24 protein-coding genes are annotated in these 25,074 nt (G+C 53.6%); 17 read left to right on the forward strand and 7 right to left on the reverse strand.

Annotated elements, in window-relative coordinates; all coding sequences use genetic code 11:
• Positions 1-12: 12 nt before the first annotated feature.
• Together modF and modE are read right to left on the reverse strand one after the other, a co-directional pair.
• A complete protein-coding gene (gene modF / locus LG384_RS07100; RefSeq protein WP_045441135.1) occupies positions 13-1,485 on the reverse strand; it encodes a molybdate ABC transporter ATP-binding protein ModF in 1,473 nt (490 codons plus the stop codon).
• Positions 1,486-1,552: 67 nt separating this feature from the next.
• On the reverse strand, positions 1,553-2,341 hold the full coding sequence (modE, locus tag LG384_RS07105; RefSeq protein WP_048221822.1) for a molybdenum-dependent transcriptional regulator: 789 nt from the start codon (positions 2,339-2,341) through the stop codon (positions 1,553-1,555).
• Positions 2,342-2,471: 130 nt separating this feature from the next.
• Between modE and LG384_RS07110 the strand changes: the two genes are divergently transcribed.
• The 4 genes from LG384_RS07110 (at position 2,472) to modC (ending at position 5,381) form a co-directional block, all read left to right on the forward strand.
• Positions 2,472-2,621: an AcrZ family multidrug efflux pump-associated protein gene (locus tag LG384_RS07110; RefSeq protein WP_045441137.1), complete on the forward strand. Its 150-nt coding sequence runs from the start codon at positions 2,472-2,474 to the stop codon at positions 2,619-2,621.
• Positions 2,622-2,857: 236 nt separating this feature from the next.
• Complete coding sequence (gene modA / locus LG384_RS07115) at positions 2,858-3,631, forward strand: molybdate ABC transporter substrate-binding protein (protein ID WP_045441138.1); 774 nt, start codon at positions 2,858-2,860, stop codon at positions 3,629-3,631.
• The gene (gene modB / locus LG384_RS07120) at positions 3,631-4,320 is read left to right on the forward strand and encodes a molybdate ABC transporter permease subunit (RefSeq protein WP_045441139.1); all 690 of its coding nucleotides are present in this window, start codon (positions 3,631-3,633) and stop codon (positions 4,318-4,320) included. Before modA ends, modB begins: the two co-directional genes overlap by 1 nt.
• A 2-nt stretch (positions 4,321-4,322) precedes the next feature.
• Entirely contained in the window at positions 4,323-5,381 is a 1,059-nt protein-coding gene (modC, locus tag LG384_RS07125; RefSeq protein WP_200010618.1) for a molybdenum ABC transporter ATP-binding protein ModC, read from the forward strand.
• Here modC and LG384_RS07130 read toward each other — a convergent pair whose 3' ends face one another.
• Positions 5,382-6,200 (reverse strand): pyridoxal phosphatase, encoded by an 819-nt coding sequence (locus LG384_RS07130; protein WP_045441141.1) that lies wholly within the window; start codon positions 6,198-6,200, stop codon positions 5,382-5,384.
• Positions 6,201-6,364: 164 nt separating this feature from the next.
• Here LG384_RS07130 and pgl point away from each other — a divergent pair, with 164 nt between their 5' ends.
• The 3 genes from pgl (at position 6,365) to LG384_RS07145 (ending at position 8,040) form a co-directional block, all read left to right on the forward strand.
• A complete protein-coding gene (gene pgl, locus LG384_RS07135; protein WP_045441142.1) occupies positions 6,365-7,360 on the forward strand; it encodes a 6-phosphogluconolactonase in 996 nt (331 codons plus the stop codon).
• A gap of 126 nt (positions 7,361-7,486) precedes the next feature.
• The gene (locus LG384_RS07140) at positions 7,487-7,726 is read left to right on the forward strand and encodes a type II toxin-antitoxin system CcdA family antitoxin (RefSeq protein WP_045441143.1); all 240 of its coding nucleotides are present in this window, start codon (positions 7,487-7,489) and stop codon (positions 7,724-7,726) included.
• Between the two features lie 2 nt (positions 7,727-7,728).
• A complete protein-coding gene (locus LG384_RS07145) occupies positions 7,729-8,040 on the forward strand; it encodes a CcdB family protein (RefSeq protein ID WP_045441144.1) in 312 nt (103 codons plus the stop codon).
• A gap of 70 nt (positions 8,041-8,110) precedes the next feature.
• Here the strand turns inward: LG384_RS07145 and LG384_RS07150 are convergent, their stop codons facing one another.
• A complete protein-coding gene (locus LG384_RS07150; protein ID WP_200010625.1) occupies positions 8,111-9,394 on the reverse strand; it encodes a putative acyl-CoA thioester hydrolase in 1,284 nt (427 codons plus the stop codon).
• 224 nt (positions 9,395-9,618) lie between these two features.
• Between LG384_RS07150 and hutI the strand changes: the two genes are divergently transcribed.
• The 5 genes from hutI (at position 9,619) to hutH (ending at position 15,937) form a co-directional block, all read left to right on the forward strand.
• Positions 9,619-10,842 carry an imidazolonepropionase gene (gene hutI / locus LG384_RS07155; RefSeq protein ID WP_200010626.1) on the forward strand — a complete coding sequence of 408 codons (1,224 nt, stop codon included), beginning with the start codon at positions 9,619-9,621 and terminating at the stop codon, positions 10,840-10,842.
• A complete protein-coding gene (gene hutG / locus LG384_RS07160; protein WP_225760674.1) occupies positions 10,839-11,780 on the forward strand; it encodes a formimidoylglutamase in 942 nt (313 codons plus the stop codon). The genes hutI and hutG overlap by 4 nt, the downstream gene beginning before the upstream one ends.
• Positions 11,781-11,865: 85 nt before the next feature.
• A complete protein-coding gene (locus tag LG384_RS07165; RefSeq protein WP_045441147.1) occupies positions 11,866-12,591 on the forward strand; it encodes a histidine utilization repressor in 726 nt (241 codons plus the stop codon).
• Between the two features lie 138 nt (positions 12,592-12,729).
• Positions 12,730-14,415, forward strand: coding sequence for a urocanate hydratase (gene hutU / locus LG384_RS07170; RefSeq protein WP_045441148.1), 1,686 nt, complete (start codon positions 12,730-12,732; stop codon positions 14,413-14,415).
• Position 14,416: 1 nt separating this feature from the next.
• Positions 14,417-15,937, forward strand: coding sequence for a histidine ammonia-lyase (gene hutH, locus LG384_RS07175; protein WP_200010629.1), 1,521 nt, complete (start codon positions 14,417-14,419; stop codon positions 15,935-15,937).
• Between the two features lie 40 nt (positions 15,938-15,977).
• Here hutH and LG384_RS07180 read toward each other — a convergent pair whose 3' ends face one another.
• Both LG384_RS07180 and bioA read right to left on the reverse strand, forming a co-directional pair.
• Positions 15,978-16,454, reverse strand: coding sequence for a kinase inhibitor (locus LG384_RS07180; protein WP_225760675.1), 477 nt, complete (start codon positions 16,452-16,454; stop codon positions 15,978-15,980).
• A 57-nt stretch (positions 16,455-16,511) separates the two neighbouring features.
• Positions 16,512-17,801: an adenosylmethionine--8-amino-7-oxononanoate transaminase gene (bioA, locus tag LG384_RS07185; protein WP_225760676.1), complete on the reverse strand. Its 1,290-nt coding sequence runs from the start codon at positions 17,799-17,801 to the stop codon at positions 16,512-16,514.
• Between the two features lie 76 nt (positions 17,802-17,877).
• Between bioA and bioB the strand changes: the two genes are divergently transcribed.
• The 4 genes from bioB to bioD are packed head-to-tail and all read left to right on the forward strand — an operon-like array spanning position 17,878 to position 21,502.
• Positions 17,878-18,918, forward strand: a complete 1,041-nt coding sequence (gene bioB / locus LG384_RS07190) for a biotin synthase BioB (RefSeq protein WP_200010631.1) — start codon at positions 17,878-17,880, stop codon at positions 18,916-18,918.
• Entirely contained in the window at positions 18,915-20,069 is a 1,155-nt protein-coding gene (gene bioF / locus LG384_RS07195; protein WP_200010637.1) for an 8-amino-7-oxononanoate synthase, read from the forward strand. Before bioB ends, bioF begins: the two co-directional genes overlap by 4 nt.
• On the forward strand, positions 20,056-20,811 hold the full coding sequence (gene bioC, locus LG384_RS07200) for a malonyl-ACP O-methyltransferase BioC (protein WP_048221810.1): 756 nt from the start codon (positions 20,056-20,058) through the stop codon (positions 20,809-20,811). The genes bioF and bioC overlap by 14 nt, the downstream gene beginning before the upstream one ends.
• Entirely contained in the window at positions 20,804-21,502 is a 699-nt protein-coding gene (gene bioD / locus LG384_RS07205; RefSeq protein ID WP_045441155.1) for a dethiobiotin synthase, read from the forward strand. Before bioC ends, bioD begins: the two co-directional genes overlap by 8 nt.
• Here the strand turns inward: bioD and LG384_RS07210 are convergent.
• On the reverse strand, positions 21,468-22,190 hold the full coding sequence (locus LG384_RS07210) for an ABC transporter ATP-binding protein (RefSeq protein ID WP_045441156.1): 723 nt from the start codon (positions 22,188-22,190) through the stop codon (positions 21,468-21,470). The genes bioD and LG384_RS07210 overlap by 35 nt on opposite strands.
• A 771-nt stretch (positions 22,191-22,961) precedes the next feature.
• Here LG384_RS07210 and uvrB point away from each other — a divergent pair.
• A complete protein-coding gene (gene uvrB, locus LG384_RS07215; RefSeq protein WP_045441157.1) occupies positions 22,962-24,983 on the forward strand; it encodes an excinuclease ABC subunit UvrB in 2,022 nt (673 codons plus the stop codon).
• Positions 24,984-25,074 lie beyond the last annotated feature (91 nt).

Genomic DNA, 25,074 nt, shown 5'->3' on the forward strand with positions numbered 1-25,074 from the left:
AGCGAATGAAAACTAACGCAGGGATGTTTGTCGATAGATATAGATATCGCCCTCAGGGATAAACTCCAGTCGATGAGTTATACAGGTTGGCGCATCTTCGGCGTGGTGAGAAACAAACAACAACTGAGTTTCTCCTTCACTGATAAGGATATCGACAAAACGGCGGATCAACTGACGATTTAGCGGGTCCAGCCCTTGCAACGGTTCGTCGAGGATCAGCAGAGTAGGATGCTTGACCAGCGCGCGGACAATCAGTGCCAGCCGTTGCTGTCCCCAGGAAAGACTGTGGAACGGGGCATCCGCAGTGCGTTTATCCATTCCCAAAATGTCTAACCAACGTTGCGCCAGCTTATGTTGCCGGTCTGAAACCGCCTGATAGATGCCGATTGAATCAAAGAAACCCGAGAGAATAACGTTGCGCACCGTGGTACTCACCCGGTAATCCAGATGCAGACTGCTGCTGACATAGCCAATGTGCTTTTTAATATCCCAGATGGTTTCACCGCTGCCACGTCGGCGGCCGAACAGGGTCAGATCGTTGCTGTAACCTTGCGGATGATCGCCGGTGATTAAACTGAGCAGGGTCGATTTCCCTGCGCCATTAGGGCCGACAATTTGCCAGTGTTCACCCGGCTTTACCTGCCAGCTCAGGCCATGGAGAATAGGACGATCATTATAAGAGACTACGCCATCTTTGAGCACAATGCGGGCATCGTCTGTGGGAAGTGCGAGGCTGACTGAAGGTTCATCAGGCTCGGGCAACGTAATACCGTCAAGTTGTTCGCTGTGAGCAAGTTGGGCAATCAGCGCCTGTTGCAGTAAGTCGGCTTTCTCGCCGCTTTCTGTCAATGTGCAATCGGCAAGCACGCCTGCAAACTGCACGAAGTCTGGAATTTCATCAAAGCGGTTGAGGACCAGTACCAGCGTATAGCCCGTCTGATGCAACGAAGCGAGCAGATCCGCTAACTGTTGACGTGACGCAACGTCCAGCCCGTCAAACGGTTCATCAAGTATCAGTAACTCCGGTTCCGACATCAGCGCCTGACAAAGTAAAGCTTTGCGTGTTTCACCGGTAGAGAGGTATTTGAAACGTCGGTCGAGCAGGGAGGTAATACCAAACTGTTGCGCCAGCGTTGAACAACGGGCGGGATCGTTAACTTCAGCCTGGATAATCTCTGCGGTGGTTCGTCCGGTATCGTCTTCACCCGGACTAAGAAGATCGGTATTGTTACGCTGCCATTCATCGCTGACCAGCTTTTGTAGCTGCTCAAATGAGAGTCGGGTTATACGCGTGAAGTGGCACTGGCGTTCACCTTTGAGTAGCGGTAGCTCTCCCGCCAGTGCCCGGGCCAGTGCGGATTTCCCGCTGCCATTAGAGCCAACAAACGCCCAGCTATCACCTGCGTTCAAAACAAAGGTATTCAACTGCAGCGTTTTCGTGTCACTCAGACGAAACGTGCCTTGCGAAATTTGCAACGATGACATTTTGTATCCCATTTATTGCAGCGATTAATAACAGGGATACGTGTTCTGCGGGTCGATGTCAATCGACTTAGCACAACGTGGCGATAATCACTCGGTCGGCATTGAAATACGCTGTCACAGCGGTGCCTTCTGTCAGGTCTGCCGCCTCTTCACGTGGCAGGGTGGCACATAGCGTTTGGCCATCGGGTAGGGTCATTAACACCTCGCACTGTTCTGTCCCGCGCTCAATATGGCTAATTGTCCCTTGCAACTGGTTGTCAGCGGCCTGAGCCACGCGTTTATCCTGCGTAATCCCTACCCACGGTGCTTTAAGCAGAACCAGAACTTCTTTGCCTTCTTCAAGCCCGAGACGTTCACCGCTTTGCGCCGTCAGTGCGACTTTTAGCCGCGTTTCGCCATCGGCCAGCAGGACATCGACATGCTGCTGAACCTGATTGTGGTCGCGAGCGGTAATAGTGCCAAACCACTGATTTCGGGCACTGGTTTGCAGTGAAAAACGGGAGATAGCCGCCAGCAAGCTATTGAGCGGGAGCGCATCGTCATCGCTCAGAACATCAAACGCTTTTTGTTGGATTTGTGCAAGTAAATCATACAGTTGAATCAGGCGCTGACCATAACGGGTCAATACCGCGCCGCCGCCGCCTTTGCCACCAGTAGCACGCTCAACCAACGTCTGCTCGCTGAGCTGGTTCATTTCGTTAATGGCATCCCAGGCACTTTTATAACTGATGCCCGCATCCTTCGCGCCCTGGCTGATGGAGCCGGAAAGCGCAATGTGCTTTAGCAGAGAAATGCGGCGGGGATCGGCAAACAGTTTTTCCTGAAGTTTCAGGGTAAGGAGGATTTCGGCCTGCATAACGAGCTCCTGGCAAAAAAGGGTATTGTGACGGAAAACCGCGCGCGCGCAAAGCCGACAGCACAAAAGGGGAGTGCTTTTCTACGTTATGTGGTTAGAATACAACTAAGGACTATATCTGGAGTTGACCATGTTAGAGTTATTGAAAAGTCTGGTATTCGCCGTAATCATGGTACCTGTGGTAATGGCCGTCATTCTGGGTCTGATTTACGGACTGGGTGAAGTGTTCAACATTTTTTCCGGTATCGGTCAGAAAGACCAGTCCAGACAGAATCATTGATTCCCCAAACGCCCGCTCAGTCGGGCGTTTTATCTTCTTCGTCCTTTAAGTCGCATTTTTGTTATTTGCCTCCGCTCAATATCACTCGAAATCCTTTGTGCATCGTTCCTCAAGATCCTGCTTTTCTTGCCGATATTTTCTTTGTGTAACCTCTAATTGGTATCAATAACCACTGGGAAAACCCTGGTTTAATCGTTATATTGTTGCATACATAACGAAACTCAAAGGAGTTACAGATGGCACGTTCATGGTTACGCTTGTTTGCAGGGGCAACGCTCTCTCTTTCTGTTGCCGGGCATGCGCTGGCGGATGAAGGTAAAATTACGGTGTTCGCAGCGGCTTCGTTGACAAACGCGATGCAGGACATTGCAGCGGTTTATAAAAAAGAAAAGAATGTCGATGTTGTCTCCTCTTTTGCCTCATCTTCTACGCTGGCGCGTCAGATTGAAGCTGGAGCACCAGCCGATCTATTTATTTCTGCCGACCAGAAATGGATGGATTATGCGGTAGAGAAGAAGTCTATCGATACTGCAACGCGTAAGACGCTGCTTGGGAACAGCCTGGTTGTTGTGGCTCCTAAAGCTAGTGAACAGAAAGACTTTACCATCGACAGTAAAACTAACTGGACCAGTCTGTTGAACGGTGGACGTCTGGCTGTTGGTGACCCGGAACATGTTCCGGCGGGCATTTATGCCAAAGAAGCGCTGCAAAAACTGGGAGCATGGGATACCCTGGCACCAAAACTGGCGCCTGCTGAAGACGTCCGTGGTGCGCTGGCGCTGGTAGAGCGTAATGAAGCGCCGCTGGGGATCGTTTACGGTTCCGATGCTGTTGCCAGCAAAGGCGTAAAAGTTGTGGCGACTTTCCCGGAAGATTCACACAAAAAAGTGGAATACCCTGTCGCGATTGTTGATGGGCACAAAAACGCAACGGTCAGCGCGTTCTATGACTATCTGAAAGGACCGCAGGCTTCTGAAATCTTTAAACGTTATGGATTTACGACCAAGTAATGATACTCAGCGATCCTGAATGGCAGGCCGTTATACTGAGCCTGAAAGTTTCTTCCCTGGCCGTGCTGTTTAGTCTGCCGTTTGGGATCTTCTTTGCCTGGTTGCTTGTGCGATGCAAGTTTCCAGGTAAAGCGCTGCTCGACAGCGTTTTGCATTTGCCTCTGGTTCTGCCGCCGGTGGTAGTGGGTTATCTGCTGTTGATCGCCATGGGGCGGCGCGGATTTATCGGCGAGCGGTTGTATGACTGGTTTGGTATTACCTTTGCGTTTAGCTGGCGCGGTGCAGTTCTTGCCGCGGCAGTGATGTCCTTCCCACTCATGGTGCGGGCTATCCGTCTGGCGCTTGAGGCAGTCGACGTCAAACTGGAGCAGGCGGCTCGAACGTTGGGCGCTGGACGCTGGCGCGTATTCCTGACCATCACATTACCATTGATGCTGCCTGGGATCATTGTTGGTACAGTACTGGCGTTTGCCCGATCACTCGGTGAGTTCGGTGCGACCATTACCTTTGTTTCCAACATTCCAGGTGAAACTCGCACGATCCCTTCTGCGATGTATACCCTAATCCAGACGCCTGGTGGCGAAAGCGCGGCGGCAAGGTTATGCATTATTTCTATTGTGCTGGCCCTGATTTCACTGCTTATTTCTGAATGGCTGGCGCGGATTAGCCGCGAGCGGACGGGGCGATAATCATGCTGGAACTTAATTTCTCTCAGACGTTAGGAACCCACTGTCTGACGCTCAATGAAACGCTGCCTGCCAGCGGTATTACGGCTATTTTTGGCGTTTCCGGCGCAGGTAAAACATCGCTGATTAACGCGATTAGCGGACTGACTAAGCCGCAATCCGGACGCATTGTACTCAACGGTCGGGTGTTGAATGACGTTGAAAAGGGAGTCTGCTTAACTCCTGAAAAACGCCGGGTGGGCTACGTTTTCCAGGATGCGCGACTGTTCCCGCATTATAAGGTACGCGGTAATCTGCGCTACGGCATGGCGAAAAGCATGACCGGACAGTTTGATAAGCTGGTGGCGCTGCTGGGAATTGAGCCGTTGCTTGACCGTTTGCCGGGTAGCCTTTCCGGCGGTGAAAAACAGCGTGTAGCTATTGGTCGGGCGTTGCTTACCGCACCGGAGTTGTTGCTGCTGGATGAACCGTTAGCGTCGCTGGATATTCCGCGTAAACGGGAACTGTTGCCTTACCTGCAACGCCTTGCGCGTGAAATCAATATTCCTATGCTATATGTCAGCCACTCTCTGGATGAGATTTTGCATCTGGCCGATAAAGTGATGGTGCTGGAAAACGGGCAGGTAAAAGCGTTTGGCTCGCTGGAAGATGTCTGGGGCAGTAGCGTTATGCACCCCTGGCTGCCAAAGGAACAACAGAGCAGTATTCTGAAAGTCAGTGTGCTGGAGCACCACCCGCATTATGCCATGACCGCGCTGGCGCTCGGCGATCAGCATCTGTGGGTAAACAAGCTCGATGAGCCGCTGCAAAGCGTGCTGCGTATCCGCATTCAGGCATCTGATGTTTCACTGGTATTACAACCGCCGCAGCAAACCAGTATTCGCAACGTATTACGCGCGAAGGTCGCGCAGTGTTATGACGATAACGGGCAGGTGGAAGTTCAGCTTGAGGTGGGCGGTAAAACGTTGTGGGCAAGAATCAGCCCATGGGCCAGAGATGAGCTGGGCATCAAACCTGGCCTGTGGTTGTACGCGCAAATTAAGAGCGTATCGATTACCGCCTGATTACAACAGGTGAGAATAGATAAACTTCGCGATGCTGTCAGTGGTGTTGTCGCCAATCACAATATTGGCGCGAGCTTTGACGGCATCGTCTGCATTACCCATCGCAACACCGGTTCCTGCTGCTTCCAGCATGCTGATATCGTTAAAGTTATCGCCAAAAGCTATCACATTCTCCATTGAGCCGCCTTGCGCTTCAATCCACTGGGTAAGGCGTCTTCCCTTGCTGTTGCCTTTACGGGCAATATCGACCTGATCGTGCCAGGACCATTCGCATTCCAGCCCCAGTTGTTGCTCAACGTGTTTACCAAACTGCTGCAGTTTTGGAATATCTTCGTCGGTCAGAGCAAATTTCCACACGGCATTAACGTCACGTGCGGCCTGTGCCAACGACGACACCTGAGTGAATGTTGGACGCTGTTCCGGCGGCAGGGTTTGCGCCCAGTTAGCGGTACGAACCACATGCCCGGTCGGGCGCTCATACAACATGGCCTCATCTACGTACATCAGACCATGGATCTGATGCTCATCCAGCATATCGATCAGCTGCAATGCCTGCTCCACAGGAAGCGGATCGGATTCCAGTACGTTTTTTGCCTGATAATCATACAAGTAAGTACCGTTACAGCAAATTGCAGGTGTATCCAGCGCCAGTGCCTGATAAAAAGGATGAATAGCAACGTGATGGCGACCTGTGACAATGATAAGTTGGTAGCCTGCTTCCCTTGCACGAGAAAGGGCCTCGAGGGAGGATGGTAACAAGGTTTTTTTCGGTGTCAGCAAGGTACCGTCTAAATCCAGGGCAATCACGCGTGCGGTCATAGGTTTTTCCAGATTAAGGTTGATAATTTTGTCTGCAGGAATGGTACACCGAGTCGGGAGCCGGACAAAATTATGAGCCTTAATTAAGCATTCCCCGTTAAAAGCGTCTACTTTAGGCGTGTATCAGGCAATTGCAGCCACTTGCCAAAAGCAAAGGAGTATTCATGAAGCAAACCGTTTATACCGCCAGCCCTGAGAGTCAGCAAATCCATGTCTGGAGCCTGAATCACGAAGGTTCGCTAACGCTTGTGCAGGTGGTTGATGTACCGGGTCAGGTACAGCCGATGGTTGTCAGCCCGGATAAGCGCTACCTCTATGTTGGTGTGCGCCCGGAGTTTCGTGTGCTGGCGTACCGTATTGCGCCAGATGACGGTGCGTTGACCTTCGCTGCGGAATCCGCACTGCCGGGAAGCCCGACGCATATTTCCACCGACCATCAGGGGCGTTTTGTCTTTGTTGGATCGTATAACGCCGGTAGCGTTAGTGTGACGCGTCTGGAGGATGGTTTGCCGGTTGAATTGGTGGATGTGGTGGAAGGTCTGGACGGATGCCACTCGGCTAATATCTCACCGGATAATCGCACTCTGTGGGTTCCCGCATTGAAGCAGGATCGTATCTGCCTGTTTGGCCTCTGTGATGATGGCAAACTGATAGCGCAGGATCCCGCGGAAGTGACCACCGTCGAAGGTGCAGGGCCACGCCATATGGCGTTCCATCCGAATCAGCAATATGCCTACTGTGTCAATGAGCTGAACAGTTCGGTTGACGTCTGGGAATTGAAAGATCCGCACGGCAAAATTGAGTGTGTACAGACGCTGGATATGATGCCTGCTGATTTTTCTGATACCCGCTGGGCTGCGGATATCCATATTACGCCGGATGGCCGCCATCTGTATGCCTGTGACCGTACCGCCAGCTTGATTACTGTGTTCAGCGTTTCAGAAGACGGTAGCGTGCTGAATAAAGAGGGCTTCCAGCCAACCGAAGCGCAGCCGCGTGGATTCAATATCGATCACAGTGGTAAATACCTGATTGCTGCCGGGCAGAAGTCACACCATATTGCGGTGTATGAAATCGCTGGTGAGCAGGGACTTCTGACTGAGAAAGGTCGCTATGCGGTAGGACAAGGCCCAATGTGGGTAGTGGTTAACGCGTATTAAGCATTCGCATCACTTATCTTAAGCCAGTCCCGTTGGTTCGGGGCTGGCTTTTTTTCTGTAAGCGTTGCAATATGTGATAATATTGTGTGTAGGAGACACATATCAATACACGTATTAGGGGGGCGTATGCCAGTCGCGAAAATGCGCACTAAAAAAACGGTGACTGTAACAATTGAGCCGCAACTGATTCAGGAAGCGCGCGCGGCGGGGATCAATATGTCAAAGACCCTGACGAATGCACTCAAAGCTGAAATTCACCAACTGGAAGTTGCCCGTTGGAAGAAAGAGAATGAGTCTGCCATTGACTATCTTAACCAGTTAACGGAAGAGAATGGACTGCTATCGGATACCTACAGGACGTTTTGACGATGCAATTTATGGCCTACAAAAATACGGGGAAACCGACAGCCTACCCCTATTTGCTTGATGTTCAGAGCGATATTATAGGGCGGAGAAATACACGCGTTGTGATTCCTTTATTTCCAGCTGGAAACTACATAGGTCCACGTAGTGAACAATTGACGCCGATGCTCAATTTAGAGGGGGAAGATTTTGTGCTTATGACACACGAGCTTGCCAGCATTCCTGAGCATGTGTTGGGCTGTGAATTTTGTAGCGCGGCAGATTATGAAAATACGATTAAATCAGCGCTGAATTTTCTTTTCTATGGGATTCAGTAAGCAGACGTAAGAATGGTGTACAGAAATCAAAAAGAGGGCTCCAGGCCCTCTTTTTGATCGCGCTAAACAATTACTGCTTCGGCTCTGCAACCACTTTACTACCGACACCGCGGTTGTTGTATTCCCACATGCGGTTAAAGTTGGTGTCGTTCAGGTTACGCTGAATTTCACCTTTATCATCTTCCGCACCGGTGTTACCCGCGAATGGACGCTTGGCGATAACACTGTCAGCCCATGGTTTCGCCATGTTAAAGCCTTCGTTGATCACGCTGTCACGAATAACCACCTGACCATTAGTGTTCGCATCAACATCCAGCGAGCGGCCCAGTTGCGCCACACCATCGCCACTTGCCGTAAAGCGGCTGTTGGTGGCGAGGAAGCCGTAGTAAATGTTCGACAGCGTTGCCGGGGCAAATACGTAAGCTTCCTGCTGAGTTCGTGAGTTCACCACACGGAAATCAGTATTATCAAACACCACCGCACCGCGACCAGACACGATATCCACATCGCCTTCAATGTAGCTGTTAGTGACCAGTGTACGCGGTTGACGATCGTTTTCCAGACGGTTTTGCACGCCGCTGTTAGTAACGAAGAAGGTATTCTGGCGACCCAGGATATTGACGTTGTTAATCTGAACTTTATCGCCATCGGTACGCAGCGCAACTGCCGGGTGATTACCTGCATCAACGCTGTCACCCAGATTGTTTTCAATGGTCAGATTCTGCAATTGCAGGCCGTTGTTTTGTGACCAAACCACCGCAGAACACATCACGCCAATATTCGGACCGCGCTTGTTCTGGCAGTTATCGAACATATACCACGCCGGTTTGCCTGGCATATATTTACCACCCGGGTTCACTGAACGACGCCAGTCTGCGGTGCTCATATCACCGTCAATGGCCTGGCCGATTTTCACATCAAGCGGTTTTTCGCCTGTACCGTATAAGGTCAGGCTACCCGTGGCAGCAGGGATGTAGACCGTGCCCTGATATTCACCCGGCATAATGGCGATATATTGACGTTTATTGGTACGTTTTATGATTGCTGCATCAACCGCCGCCTGAATGGTGGTGTGGGTAACGCCTTGCGTACCTGCCGGGCCGACAACAAAATCAGGCTGCGCTGGCAGGGAAATAGAAGAAGGGGTCCACGGCGCAGTATTTGGCGTCAGTGCTGAAAAATAGTGTGCGGCAACGAAATTTTTGGCTTCACTCGCCGACAGAATCGGGCGCGAGGAGGTGCCAGGCGCGGTCTGATCGGAAGGAATTTGATCGGGCGAGGTTGAGCTACAGGCAGTCAGCGTCACGCCAAAAGCCATAGCCAGCGCCAGACGGGAAACTGATGATATGTTCACAGGTTGCTCCGGGCTTTGAAAGTTATCCATTGAAGCCTGCTTTTTTATACTAAGTTGAGCGAAACGGGAAGGCGAAAAGGTAAAAAGTTGTTTTTTATCGCAGCAATGTCTGGCGTTGAGAGTCCTTATATCACAATTAGATAACAATTGTGGTCCATCAGGTTGACAACATCCGCAGGATGCAAAATAAATGTCTATACAACCTATGACAAGTGGTGAGTCGAATGCAGCAGTTTTTCCCTGATGATGCTATCTGGCGCAATGTCCGCCTGGCGACCATGGATCCTGAACGTGATACACCGTATGGCCTGGTGGATGGCCATGCGCTGATCGTCCGTCAGGGTAAGATTCGAGATATTGTGCCTGAATCATCGTTATACCTTACCCACGATAATACATTTGATATGCAGGGGCGGCTGATTACACCGGGTCTGATTGACTGTCATACGCACCTGGTGTTTGGCGGGAATCGCGCAGGCGAATGGGAACAGAGACTGAACGGAGTTTCCTATCAGCAAATCAGCGCCCAGGGGGGAGGAATCAATGCTACCGTCTCTGCGACTCGTCGAGCCTCAGCCGAACAACTCTTTCGCGTAGCGCAGGCGCGGATGGCGCAGCTAAAAAACGAAGGCGTTACGCTACTGGAGATTAAATCAGGTTACGGCCTGGATTTAGCGACTGAAGAGAAGATATTACGCGTGGTGTCAGCACTGGCGGCGGAAAATATCATCGAAATCAGCCCTACGCTGTTGGCTGCGCATGCCACGCCTGTGGAGTACCGTGACGACCCTGATGGCTACATTACACTGGTATGCGAGACTATTTTGCCGCAGTTGTGGAAAAAAGGTCTGTTTGAGACCGTCGATCTGTTTTGTGAAAGCGTCGGGTTCACGCTGACACAGAGTGAGCGTGTATTTCAGGCCGCTCAGGCACTGGGCATCCCGGTGAAAGGTCATGTTGAGCAACTCTCATTGCTTGGTGGTGCGCAACTGGTAAGCCGCTACCACGGTTTGTCAGCCGATCATATTGAATACCTGGATGAAGCCGGAGTGGTGGCGATGAGCCAAAGTGGTACGGTCGGGGTTCTGTTGCCGGGGGCATTTTACTTCCTCAAAGAACAGCAGCGCCCACCAGTGGAATGGCTGCGTCACTATCAGGTGCCAATGGCGGTGGCAACGGATTTCAATCCTGGCACCAGTCCGTTTATTAGCCTGCACTGGGCGATGAATATGGCCTGCGTACAGTTTGGCTTAACGCCAGAGGAGGCCTGGGCTGGCGTAACCCGTCATGCGGCTCGTGCGCTTGGTCGTCATGACACTCACGGACAACTGAAGGCCGGATTCGTTGCCGATTTTGTGGTCTGGGATGCGCAACTGCCGGTGGAAATTCTCTACGAACCTGGCCGCAACCCACTTTATCAACGTGTATTCAGAGGGCAAATATCATGATGAACTGGCAACCCGCATCACCTGCGCTCTGGCAGGGACGCGATGATCGTGTTGAGTCAGCGAATGCGTTGCGTCTGTTTCAAACCATCACGCTCAGTCCAGCGTTCGCCCCTGAAATGTATCGTGAACAGATTGCGCTGCTTGGATTTGCCTGCGACGAAGGTGTGAAACGTAATCAGGGGCGTGCGGGGGCGGCCGGTGCACCCGACGCGCTGCGTAAGGCGCTGGCAAATTTAGCCAGTCACAGTGGTCATGACAGACTGGTGGACCTGGGAAATATTGTAGCGCAGTCCCCGGACCTTGAAGGTGCACAGCAGGCGCTACGCAGTGCGATACAACGCTGTCAGCTGGCAGAGATGCGCACCTTTGTATTAGGTGGCGGGCACGAAACCGCATTCGCTCACGGTGCAGGTCTACTGGATGCGTTCCCGCGTTCAAAAGTGGGTATAGTGAATCTCGATGCACATCTGGATTTACGTCATGCCGAACAGGCCACATCAGGGACGCCGTTTCGCCAGTTGGCAGAGCTTTGCGACGAGCAGCAGCGCGAGTTTTATTACGCCTGCGTGGGTGTCAGCCGGGCGGCAAACACTCAGGCGTTATGGGATGAAGCGCAACGCCGCGGTGTCACTGTGGTGGAAGATTTGCATTGCCATCAGGCGCAGGCACAGATAGCACAGTTTGTCGCCAGCGTAGATGTTATCTATCTGACGATTGACCTCGACGTTTTACCGGTCTGGGAAATGCCGGCGGTGTCTGCGCCTGCTGCGCTGGGCGTTCCGCTGGCGACGGTACTGGGTTTAATTGAACCTCTTTGTTGCAGTGGTAAATTACAGGCGGTGGACATGGTTGAATTTAATCCCCGCTTTGACGATGATGGCAGGGCAGCACGCGTTGCGGCGCGGCTTGGCTGGCAAATCGCGCACTGGTGGCGCTGACATGCCTGATAGTGGTTCGCTTATCAGGCCGATGCCGTGGTCGCTATCTGGCAATTAAAACTCTCTGCTTAAGGAAGGCTTACGCATGCTCCCATCCCGCAACCGTTCAGCTCCGGCCCCTTTTTACGAAAAGGTCAAACAGGAGATCAGCGACAAAATTGCCAGTGGCATCTGGCAAGCGCACGACCGTATCCCGTCGGAAGCGGAACTGGTGGCGCAGTATGGTTTTAGTCGAATGACCATTAACCGGGCGCTGCGTGAGCTAACGGATGAAGGATTGTTGGTGCGCTTGCAGGGGGTCGGGACATTTGTCGCCGAGCCAAAAGGTCAGTCTGCGCTGTTCGAAATTCGCAGTATCGCGGATGAAATCATTGCCCGGCAGCATCAGCACCGGTGCGAGGTTTTGACGCTGGAAAGAACTCAGGCAAGTGCTCTGCAGGCTACGGCGTTGAACGTTGCAGAGGGCACGTCCATTTTTCACTCCATCATGGTGCACTATGAAAACGATCAGCCGGTGCAGATTGAAGATCGCTGTGTGAATGCAGAAATTGTGCCGGAATACCTGACGCAGGATTACAGCCAGACTACGCCGCACGCTTACTTGTCGCTGATTGCGCCGCTGACAGAAGGTGAGCATATTGTGGAAGCCGTGCGAGCCAGTGCAGAAGAGTGTGCGCTACTGAACATTAAAGAACATGATCCCTGTCTGCTAATCCGTCGCCGGACCTGGTCGGCGTCACATATTGTCTCCCATGCCCACTTGCTCTTTCCGGGTTCCCGCTACCGTCTGCAGGGACGTTTTATGTCCTGATACGAGGACGCAAAAACCGTGATTGCTGACGCAATATAACAAAAATGTATCTCAATTGTTAAATACAGCCTTGCGACAACTTGTATAGACAAGTATATGTTACTTATCTGTCCGATCGTTCGTGAGGAGTGTTTTACCATGCCCCAAAGCAAGTATCGTCAGCAGGATATTCGGGCCCCAAGAGGCACGAACTTAACAGCCAAAAGCTGGTTGACCGAAGCGCCGCTGCGCATGTTAATGAATAACCTTGATCCCGAGGTGGCGGAAAATCCCCACGAGCTGGTGGTTTACGGCGGGATTGGTCGCGCCGCGCGTGACTGGGAATGTTATGACGCCATCATCAAGGCGCTGACCGGACTGGAAGCCGACGAAACTTTGTTAGTGCAGTCCGGTAAACCGGTCGGCGTGTTCAAAACCCATGACAATGCACCACGGGTCTTAATCGCCAACTCCAATCTGGTCCCGCACTGGGCGACCTGGGAGCACTTTAACGAACTGGACGCGAAAGGGCTGGCGATGTACGGCCAGATGACCGCCGGGAGCTGGATCTACATTGGCAGTCAGGGCATCGTGCAGGGAACCTATGAGACCTTCGTCGAAGCAGGACGTCAGCATTATCAAGGAAACCTGAGCGGGCGCTGGGTGCTGACCGCCGGATTGGGGGGGATGGGCGGGGCGCAACCGTTGGCCGCAACCCTGGCGGGCGCCTGTTCGCTGAACATTGAATGTCAGCAAAGCCGTATCGACTTCCGTCTGCGTACCCGCTATGTGGATGAGCAGGCTACTTCGCTTGATGACGCACTGGAGCGTATCGAAAAATACACCCGCGCGGGGAAAGCGGTTTCCATTGCGCTGTGTGCCAACGCCGCTGACATTGTGCCTGAACTGGTCAAGCGTGGTGTGCGTCCGGATATGGTTACCGACCAGACCAGCGCCCATGACCCGCTGCACGGTTATTTGCCGTCCGGCTGGAGCTGGGAAGAGTATCAGGCGAAAGCAATATCCGATCCGCAGGGTACGGTTCAGGCAGCGAAACGTTCGATGGCGACGCATGTGCAGGCGATGCTGGCATTTAGCAAACTGGGCGTTCCGACATTTGACTACGGCAATAACATTCGTCAGATGGCAAAAGAGATGGGTGTGGAAAATGCCTTTGATTTCCCTGGATTTGTGCCGGCCTACATTCGGCCGCTGTTCTGTCGCGGCATTGGCCCATTCCGCTGGGTGGCGCTTTCCGGCGATCCGCAGGATATTTATAAGACCGATGCCAAAGTAAAAGAGATCGTGGCCGATGATAAGCATCTCCATCACTGGCTGGACATGGCGCGTGAGCGGATTAATTTCCAGGGGTTACCTGCGCGTATCTGTTGGGTAGGGCTGGAGTGGCGACAAAAGCTGGGTCTGGCGTTTAACGAGATGGTGCGTAGTGGTGAAGTTTCCGCACCTATCGTCATTGGTCGCGATCACCTGGATTCTGGATCGGTTGCCAGCCCTAACCGTGAAACCGAATCCATGCGTGACGGTTCAGACGCCGTGTCCGACTGGCCGCTGCTGAACGCGCTCCTTAATACTGCCAGCGGTGCGACCTGGGTATCACTGCACCATGGCGGCGGGGTAGGAATGGGCTTCTCCCAGCATGCCGGGATGGTGATTGTCTGCGATGGTACTGATGAAGCCGCCGCACGTATCGCCCGGGTATTACATAACGATCCGGCGACGGGCGTGATGCGTCATGCCGATGCCGGGTATGACATTGCTGTGGAATGTGCTGTCGAAGAAGGGCTGAACTTGCCGATGGTTGCCGCAACGCAGGGGAAACGCTGATATGAATACCATTACCTTAACGCCGGGCCATCTGAGCTTTGCACAGTTGCGCGATATCTGGCAGCAGCCGGTACAGTTGAGACTGGATACCAGCGCGGTTGACGCCATTAATGCCAGTGTGGACTGCGTCAATAAAATTGTTGCCGAAGGCCGCACGGCTTACGGCATCAATACGGGTTTTGGCCTGCTGGCCCAGACCCGTATTGCCACTGAAGATTTGCAAAATCTCCAGCGTTCGCTGGTGCTTTCTCATGCGGCGGGCGTCGGTGAACCGCTGGATGATGCGATGGTGCGTCTGATCATGGTGCTGAAAATCAACAGTCTGGCGCGCGGTTTCTCCGGTATTCGCCTGAGCGTGATTGAAGCGCTGATTGCACTGGTGAATGCGGAGGTTTACCCGTTGATCCCGGCGAAAGGCTCGGTCGGGGCATCGGGCGATCTGGCTCCGCTGGCGCATATGTCGCTCACCTTGTTGGGTGAGGGTAAGGCACGCTGGCGGGGAGAATGGCTTCCGGCCGCAGAAGCGCTGAAGAAGGCTGGGCTGGAGCCGATCACGCTGGAGGCGAAGGAAGGACTGGCGTTGCTGAATGGTACACAGGCATCCACGGCTTTTGCTCTGCGCGGGTTGATTGAAGCGCAGGAACTGTTTGCCTCGGCGACAGTATGCGGGGCGCTGACCACCGAAGCGGTGCTGGGCTCCCGACGTCCGTTTGATGCCCGTATTCATGCCGCCCGGGGACAGCGTGGACAAATTGATGCCGCCTCTCTTTATCGCCACGTGCTGACCGATTCCACAGCGCTTTCGCAGTCGCACCATAACTGCGAAAAAGTGCAGGATCCATATTCTTTGCGCTGTCAGCCGCAGGTGATGGGGGCGTGCCTGACGCAAATGCGCCAGGTTATGGAGGTGCTGCTGGTGGAAGCCAATGCAGTTTCAGATAACCCGCTGGTGTTTGCCGAAGAGGGCGATGTTATTTCTGGCGGCAATTTCCATGCGGAACCGGTGGCGATGGCGGCGGATAATCTGGCGCTGGCGATTGCGGAAATAGGTGCTTTATCAGAGCGACGTATTGCGTTGATGATGGATAAGCACATGTCACAGTTACCGCCTTTCCTGGTCAAAAACGGCGGGGTCAACTCCGGCTTTATGATTGCTCAGGTCACAGCCGCCGCGCTTGCCAGCGAGAACAAAGCACTGGCGCACCCGCACAGCGTAGACAGTTTGCCGACCTCGGCTAACCAGGAAGACCATGTGTCAATGGCGCCTGCGGCCGGTCGTCGACTGTGGGAGATGGCGGCCAATACGCGCGGGGTGATTGCCGTGGAGTGGCTGGCGGCCTGTCAGGGAATCGATTTGCGAGAAGGACTGACCTCAAGCCCGCTGCTGGAACAGGCGCGTCAGGCATTGCGTGAACAGGTTTCACACTATACACAGGACCGTTTTTTCGCTCCGGATATTGAGTGCGCGACCGAGTTGTTAGCGCAGGGAACCTTGCTGAAGCTGGTGCCCGAGTTTCTGTAAGAAAATGCCGGATGGCGCTGACGCTTATCCGGCTCAGAGATTAACTGAACAGTGCGGTGATTGACGCGCTGGCGAGCGAGTGGAAATGGACGTTAAATCCGACCATCGCTCCGCTGGCGCCCTCATCAACATCAAGACGCTCCACATCCAGCGCATGAACCGTAAAGATATAACGATGCGTTTCCCCTTTCGGTGGCGCCGCGCCGCCATAGCCCGCTTTACCAAAATCCGTGCGAGTCTGAATGACTCCCTCCGGCAGCGCAACCAGACCGGAGCCGAATCCTTGTGTCAGCACACGGGTATCTGCAGGCAGGTTGACTACCACCCAGTGCCACCAGCCGGAGCCGGTTGGCGCATCAGGATCGTAACAGGTCACGACAAAGCTTTTGGTCCCGGTAGGTACATCATCCCATAGCAGATGCGGGGAGATATTATCTCCGTCATACCCCATACCGTTAAATACATGGCGATGCGGGAGCTTCTCCCCGTCGCGCAGATCGTTACTCATTAGTTTCATGCTGACTCCTCTCGTTAGCCAAAAAGTGTAGCCAGAAACCTCATAACTTACCGCCGATTATTGGCTAAAAAATGTTTCATTGCGCACAGCATCGTTCACGGCCTGCGTCAGGCGACGCAGTTGATCTGGCTGGATAATGTACGGCGGCATCAGGTAGATGAGTTTGCCAAACGGCCGGATCCACACGCCTTGTTCAACGAAGAACCTTTGTAACGCCGCCATATTCACCGGATGCGTGGTTTCTATCACACCGATGGCGCCGAGTACGCGTACATCGGCGACATATGCGGAATCAGCTGCAGGTGCCAGTTCGCTGCGCAATTGTTCTTCAATAGCTGCGACCTGCGCACGCCACTCGCCTGTTTCCAGCAGAGACAAACTGGCGGAGGCGACGGCGCAGGCCAGCGGGTTACCCATAAAAGTCGGGCCGTGCATAAAGCAGCCAGCCTCGCCGTTGCTGATGGTTTCCGCAACCTGACGGGTGGTCAGAGTGGCGGAAAGTGTCATCGTCCCGCCGGTTAATGCTTTACCAAGGCACAAAATATCCGGCGCAATGTTGGCGTGTTCACAGGCAAACAGCTTCCCGGTACGGCCAAACCCGGTGGCGATTTCATCGGCAATCAGCAGGATCCCTTCGCGGTCGCACATCCTGCGAATGCGTTTTAACCATTCAGGATGGTACATGCGCATGCCGCCTGCACCCTGCACAATCGGCTCCAGGATAATGGCTGCAATCTCATGGCGATGCGCGGCCATCAAACGGGCAAAGGGCACGATGTCCAGCTCATTCCATTCGCCGTCCATCCGACTCTGCGGGGCAGGGGCGAAGAGGTTTTCCGGCAGATACCCTTTCCACAGGCTGTGCATTGAGTTGTCGGGATCGCAGACCGACATTGCGCCGAAGGTGTCTCCGTGATAGCCGTTACGAAATGTCAGGAAACGCTGGCGAGATTCGCCTTTTGCCTGCCAGTATTGCAGCGCCATTTTCATTGCCACTTCGACAGCAACAGAGCCTGAATCCGCGAGGAAAACGCATTCCAGTGCCTCTGGCGTCATGGCGACCAACTGGCGGCACAGTGAAATGGCAGGGGCATGGGTAATGCCGCCAAACATCACATGTGACATGTCATCGATCTGCGTTTTCATTGCGGCGTTCAACTGCGGGTGGTTGTAACCGTGGATTGCCGCCCACCAGGATGACATGCCGTCAATCAGTCTCTCACCGCTGGATAAAATCAGTTCGCAACCTTCGGCACGCGCTACCGGATACACCGGTAACGGGGAGGTCATGGAGGTGTAAGGGTGCCAGATATGGCGTTTGTCAAAGGCAATATCGTCAGTTGTCATAATCGACTTGTAAACCAAATTAAAAAGATTTAGGTTTACAAGTCTACACCAAACTAACAACGAAACGTACAACAATATGGCTCACTCTTCTCGCTGGACAATGTCGCAAGTCACCGAATTATTTGAAAAACCCCTGCTGGATCTGCTGTTCGAAGCGCAACAGATCCACCGTCAGCATTTTGACCCGCGGCAGGTACAGGTGAGTACACTGCTGTCGATTAAAACCGGTGCCTGCCCGGAAGACTGTAAATACTGTCCACAAAGTTCCCGCTATAAAACCGGTCTGGAAACAGAACGATTGATGGAAGTTGAGCAGGTACTGGACTCTGCGCGTAAAGCCAAGCAAGCGGGTTCAACACGTTTCTGCATGGGGGCGGCATGGAAGAATCCGCACGAGCGCGATATGCCTTATCTGGAGCAGATGGTACAGGGCGTGAAAGAACTGGGACTGGAAGCCTGTATGACGCTGGGAACGCTGGATGAAACGCAGGCCCAACGTCTTGCCCGTGCGGGGCTGGATTACTACAACCACAACCTCGACACTTCGCCAGAATTCTACGGCAATATCATCACGACTCGTTCCTATCAGGAACGTCTTGATACGCTGGATAAAGTGCGTGAGGCCGGGATCAAAGTCTGCTCAGGCGGTATCGTCGGGTTAGGTGAAACGGTCACCGATCGTGCCGGGTTGTTGCTGCAACTGGCGAATCTTCCCACGCCGCCGGAAAGCGTGCCCATCAACATGCTGGTGAAGGTGAAAGGTACTCCACTGGCGGATAACGACGATGTGGATGCATTTGATTTTATCCGCACTATCGCTGTAGCGCGGATCATGATGCCGACCTCGTACGTGCGTCTTTCCGCTGGCCGCGAGCAGATGAATGAGCAAACTCAGGCGATGTGTTTTATGGCCGGGGCCAACTCTATTTTCTACGGCTGCAAACTGTTGACCACGCCGAACCCGAACGAAGATAAAGATCTGCTGCTGTTCCGCAAGCTGGGGCTTAACCCGCAGCAAACGGCGGTACTGGCGGGCGATAACGAACAGCAACAGCGTCTGGAGCAGGCTCTGCGTACGCCGGACACTGATGATTACTACAATGCGGCGACAGTATGACCTGGCAGCAAAAAATAGACGATGCGCTGGCGGTGCGTCGTTCTGCCGATGCCCTGCGCCGCCGTTATGCGGTGACGCAGGGGGCAGGACGCTGGCTACAGGCCGATGGTCGCCAGTATCTGAATTTCTCCAGTAATGATTATCTCGGTTTAAGCCACCATCCGCAGATTGTGTGCGCGTGGCAGCAGGGAGCAGAACGCTTTGGCGTTGGCAGCGGTGGCTCAGGTCACGTAAGCGGCTATTCCATCGCGCATCAGGCACTGGAAGAGGAGCTGGCGCAGTGGCTGGGCTATTCACGTGCGCTGTTATTTATCTCCGGTTTTGCCGCCAATCAGGCGGTCATTACCGCACTGATGGAAAAAAACGATCGTATCGTCGCCGATCGCCTCAGTCATGCTTCACTGTTGGAGGCCGCAAGCCTGAGCCCGGCAGTGTTGCGCCGTTTTAGCCATAACGATCCGCAGCATCTGGCCCGCCTGCTGGCTACCCCCTGTCCGGGGCAGCAACTGGTGGTGACTGAAGGTGTGTTCAGCATGGATGGTGACAGTGCACCACTGGCGGAAATCCACGCGGCGGCGCAACAGCATAATGGCTGGCTGTTGGTGGATGATGCGCACGGCATTGGCGTGACCGGTGAAGAAGGGCGCGGTTCGTGTTGGCGGCATCAGGTTAAGCCTGAGCTGTTGGTAGTGACGTTCGGGAAAGGGTTTGGCGTCAGCGGTGCGGCAATTCTCTGCTCTGACAGTGTAGCCGATTATCTGCTGCAGTTTGCCCGTCACTTGATCTACAGCACCAGTATGCCTCCGGCTCAAGCTCAGGCGTTGCGTGCTGCGCTGGCAGTGATCCGCAGCCGTGAAGGTGATGAGCGGAGAGCAAAGCTGGCGATGCTAATTCAACGTTTTCGGGCAGGAGTGGATACCCCAGATTTAAAACTGGTGAATTCAGACAGCGCCATTCAGCCGCTGATCGTTGGTGATAACCATAAAGCCTTACGGCTGGCCGATGCCCTGCGCCAGCAGGGATGTTGGGTGACAGCAATCCGTCCTCCCACCGTACCCGCCGGTACAGCCAGACTGCGACTGACGCTGACGCAGGCACATGAAATCCAGGATATCGATCGTTTGCTGGAGGTATTGCATGACGCTGGTTAATAAGCAAGCCATTGCGGCTGCGTTCGGACGTGCTGCTACCTATTATGAACAACACGCCGGGTTACAGCGCCAGAGCGCTGATGCGTTACTGGCGCTACTGGCGGGTCGTGAATATGCACATGTACTGGACGCCGGTTGTGGACCCGGACGCATGAGTCTTTACTGGCGGGAGCGGGGGTGTGATGTCACCGCCCTGGATCTTTCGCCTCAGATGCTGGCGGAGGCGCAACGACAAAATGTTGCCCATCACTATCTGATGGCGGATATCGAAGCCATTCCGCAGGATACAGCGACCTTCGACCTGGCCTGGAGCAACCTGGCTGTGCAGTGGTGTGGTGATTTACGCAGCGCGTTAAGCGAGCTTTACCGGGTTGTACGCCCTGGCGGGACGGTGGCTTTTAGTACGCTGGTACACGGCTCCATGCCGGAGTTGCGTCAGGCATGGCAGGCTGTAGATAACCGGGCGCATGCCAATAATTTTTTGTCTGTGGAGCAACTTAAAAATGCCCTGCATGGCTGGGATGCTGGCTACCACACCCATGCCGTGACGTTATGGTTTGACGACGCACTGAGCGCGATGCGTTCGCTCAAAGGTATCGGAGCAACGCATTTGCATGAAGGTCGTGAACAGCGTGTGCTGACCCGCTCACAGCTACACCAGTTACAGTTAGCCTGGCCCTGTCAGCAGGGGAGATATCCGCTGACGTATCATCTTTTTTTGGGAGTGATTCAACGTGACTAAAACGTATTTTGTCACCGGGACGGACACCGAGGTAGGTAAAACCGTCGCCAGCTGCGCACTGTTACAGGCAGCCGCAGAGAGGGGGTACCGGGCAGTCGGGTATAAGCCAGTGGCTTCGGGGAGTGAAATGACCGCTGATGGCCTGCGTAACAGTGATGCTCTGGCGCTGCAGCGCAACAGTACGCTGGAGATAGAGTATGTGGATATTAATCCGTATACCTTCGCTGAACCCACTTCGCCACATATTATCAGCGCTGACGAAGGAAGACCGATTTTGGCCCCGGTGATGTCTGCCGGTTTACGTGCGCTTGAAGAGCAGGCTGACTGGGTGCTGGTGGAAGGGGCTGGTGGATGGTTTACACCGCTTTCGCCGACGCTGAGTTTTGCTGACTGGGTACAAACGGAGCAATTGCCGGTCATTCTGGTCGTTGGCGTGAAGCTTGGTTGTATCAACCACGCCATCCTGACCGCGCAGGCGGTGCTGCAGGCTGGCCTGACGCTTGCCGGATGGGTCGCTAATGACGTGATGCCGCCGGGTAAACGTCACGCTGAATATATGGCGACGCTGACGCGTTCTCTCCCGGCACCGTTGCTAGGAGAGATCCCATGGCTGGCGGAAGATCCGCTGCGGGTATCGACAGGGCAATATATCGATCTTAGCGTTTTATCTCTGGCGTCCCCCAGTCGTTGAGAAGCGGATCGTTGAGTTGTGTCATCGCTCCCTGTGCGACATTGCGCCCGCGATGCAACAGGCAATAGCAGTCGGCGACCCGGCGAATGAATGGCAAACTTTGCTCCGCAAGCATAATCGCGATGCCCAGCTCCTGGCTCAGCCGCACGATCAAATTTCCCAGCTTGTGGATATACGCTTGGCCCGTTCCCCGCGTCGGTTCATCGAGGATCAGCAGACGTGGGCGCGTGACCAGAGCGCTGGCGAGTGCCAGCTGGTACTGATTGTCATCTGACAGTATCGCCCCTTTGCTGCGACGCAGAACGTACAACTGTGGGAAGAGGCGGTAAATATCGCTGCTGCTCATTGCCTCGCTTTCGCCAACCGCCTTACGCGCAATATGCAGATTCTCTTCTACCGTCAACTGCGAAAAAATACGCCGCTCTTGTGAAACGTAGCCAATACCCAGCGCGATGCGACTGGCCGCGGGGATTGGACGCAGATCGCGCGGTGGCGCACCGGCCTGATGCCAGAACATGGTGCCACTTTCGATAGGTAAATTACCGGTGATGCAATTCACCAGTGTGGTTTTTCCCATACCTGGCAGTCCCAGCACGCCAGTACACTTACCGGGCATCAGGTCGAGATCCACATCCCATAGCGTGTGCTGATTACCGTAATAGTGATTCACTGCGCGAAGACTTAGCATAGATTTTCTCCATCATGATGTTATCCGCCCCACGAGCAGGGAGTGGGAAGAAAAGTGCAAATCTCTTGCCAGAAGAGGAGCCAGGGAGATAAACAGCGTGATAAGCGATTTGCGTACATTAAATGACAAAGCACAGAGATGATTTCCTGCACCAGGGTGCACATTGCCAGTGCTTGTGAGCGTCATAGTGGTGCAGATAGCAAAATGATGAAAATGCGAGCAAGATCTCGGCTGCTGCAGGTCGCTTCGTTAGCTGATAAATATCAAAAATTAGCGATAATTTTTTTTTATTACCCCAGAAAAGACCATAGATGTGTTTTCGCCAGGCGGCAGTCAGTACGGGCTGGAGGCAGTTATCCACTATTCCTGTGGATAACCTTGTGCATTAGAGTTAGAAAACACAATGTAAGCGAGAGAAGACGCGGCTTGCGACTAAATTGGTGCGAAAGACGTCTCGAGAGAATAGTCATTTAAATACAAATTGTTAGATAAAATCAATGGCTGTCGCAGAAGTGTCATGCGTTGCCACAAAACTTTCATCCGGTAGCTTGACAAATGTTAAAAAAGTCATTGGTCTGGGGATAACACATTTTTACTGGTGTTTTATCTCGTCAGCGCCAAAATTTTCGTCCACAGTGACGGGCTTTCTGATGGCGTAACAGATATATTCTGGCGCGTTACTGTTTTTTCATCCAGTATATTTTACTGGCAAAATGTACGACTGCGAGTAAAATTACACACCTGCCCGCCCATTGCTTCAGGTAGCTGCTCATGAGTAAACCGTTCAAACTGAATTCCGCTTTTAAACCCTCTGGCGATCAGCCTGAGGCGATTCGTCGCCTGGAAGAAGGGCTGGAGGATGGGCTTGCGCATCAAACGCTGCTGGGCGTAACGGGGTCGGGAAAAACATTCACCATTGCCAACGTGATAGCTGACTTACAGCGTCCCACAATGGTGCTGGCGCCTAACAAGACGCTGGCAGCCCAGCTATATGGTGAGATGAAAGAGTTCTTTCCGGATAATGCGGTTGAGTATTTTGTCTCCTACTACGACTATTATCAGCCGGAAGCGTATGTGCCGAGTTCTGATACGTTTATCGAGAAAGATGCGTCGGTAAACGAGCATATTGAGCAGATGCGACTGTCGGCGACCAAGGCGCTGCTGGAGCGTCGGGATGTGGTGGTCGTGGCCTCGGTTTCCGCGATCTATGGTTTGGGTGACCCGGACTTGTATCTGAAAATGATGCTGCACCTGACGGTGGGGATGATTATCGATCAGCGGGCCATTCTGCGCCGTCTGGCGGAGTTGCAATATACCCGTAACGATCAGGCATTCCAGCGCGGTACTTTCCGTGTGCGCGGTGAAGTGATCGACATCTTCCCGGCTGAGTCTGACGATATTGCGCTGCGCGTGGAGCTGTTTGATGAAGAAGTTGAGCGTCTGTCACTGTTTGACCCGCTGACCGGGCAGGTTGAATCAACCATCCCGCGCTACACCATCTATCCTAAAACACACTACGTGACGCCTCGCGAACGCATTGTGCAGGCCATGGAAGACATTAAAGTCGAGCTGGCCGAAAGACGTAAAAACCTGCTGGCGAACAACAAACTACTGGAAGAACAGCGCTTAAGCCAGCGTACGCAGTTCGATCTGGAAATGATGAACGAACTGGGATACTGCTCTGGCATTGAAAACTATTCCCGTTATTTGTCCGGGCGAGGGCCAGGCGAGCCGCCGCCGACGTTGTTTGATTACCTGCCAGCCGACGGTCTGTTGGTAGTGGATGAGTCCCACGTCACCATTCCGCAAATTGGCGGGATGTATCGCGGCGACCGGGCGCGAAAAGAGACGCTGGTCGAGTACGGGTTCCGTCTGCCGTCTGCGCTGGATAACCGCCCGCTGAAGTTTGAAGAGTTTGAAGCACTGGCGCCGCAAACCATCTATGTGTCTGCGACACCAGGTAATTATGAACTGGAGAAATCCGGTGATGAAGTGGTCGATCAGGTCGTACGACCAACCGGTCTGTTGGATCCGGTTATTGAGGTGCGTCCGGTAGCGACGCAGGTCGACGATCTGCTCTCTGAAATTCGTATCCGCGCGGCGATTAATGAGCGCGTACTGGTCACGACGCTGACCAAACGGATGGCGGAAGATCTCACGGAATACCTCGAAGAGCACGGCGAGCGAGTACGCTATCTGCACTCGGACATCGACACCGTGGAGCGGATGGAAATCATCCGTGACCTGCGCCTGGGCGAGTTTGACGTGTTAGTCGGCATCAACCTGTTACGTGAGGGCCTGGACATGCCTGAGGTCTCTCTGGTGGCGATTCTGGACGCAGATAAAGAAGGGTTCCTGCGTTCTGAGCGATCGCTTATCCAGACCATTGGTCGTGCGGCACGTAACATCAACGGAAAAGCGATTCTCTACGGCGATAAAATTACCGCCTCGATGGCGAAGGCGATTAGTGAAACCGAACGTCGTCGCGAGAAGCAGCAGCAGTACAACGAAGAGCACGGTATTACTCCTCAGGGGCTGAACAAGAAAGTGGTCGATATTCTGGCGTTGGGTCAGAATATTGCCAAAACAAAAGCCAAAGGCAGAGGGAAGTCTCGCGCCGGGGCGAAGTCTGAAGTGGTTGAGCTGGATATGACGCCGAAGGCGCTGCAGCAGAAAATCCATGAGCTGGAAGGGCTGATGATGCAGCATGCGCAGAACCTGGAGTTCGAAGAGGCAGCGCAGATCCGTGACCAGTTGCATCAGCTTCGCGAGCTGTTTATTGCGGCGTCTTAACGCGTTGCCGGATGGCGGGGTAAACCCCTTATCCGGCCTACAAACGTCAAGGTCGGTTAGGCCTGATAAGCGTCAGCGTCATCAGGCAAAT

The sequence above is a fragment of the Citrobacter sp. Marseille-Q3906 genome (genome assembly GCF_916618775.1).
Lineage (GTDB): Bacteria > Pseudomonadota > Gammaproteobacteria > Enterobacterales > Enterobacteriaceae > Citrobacter > Citrobacter murliniae.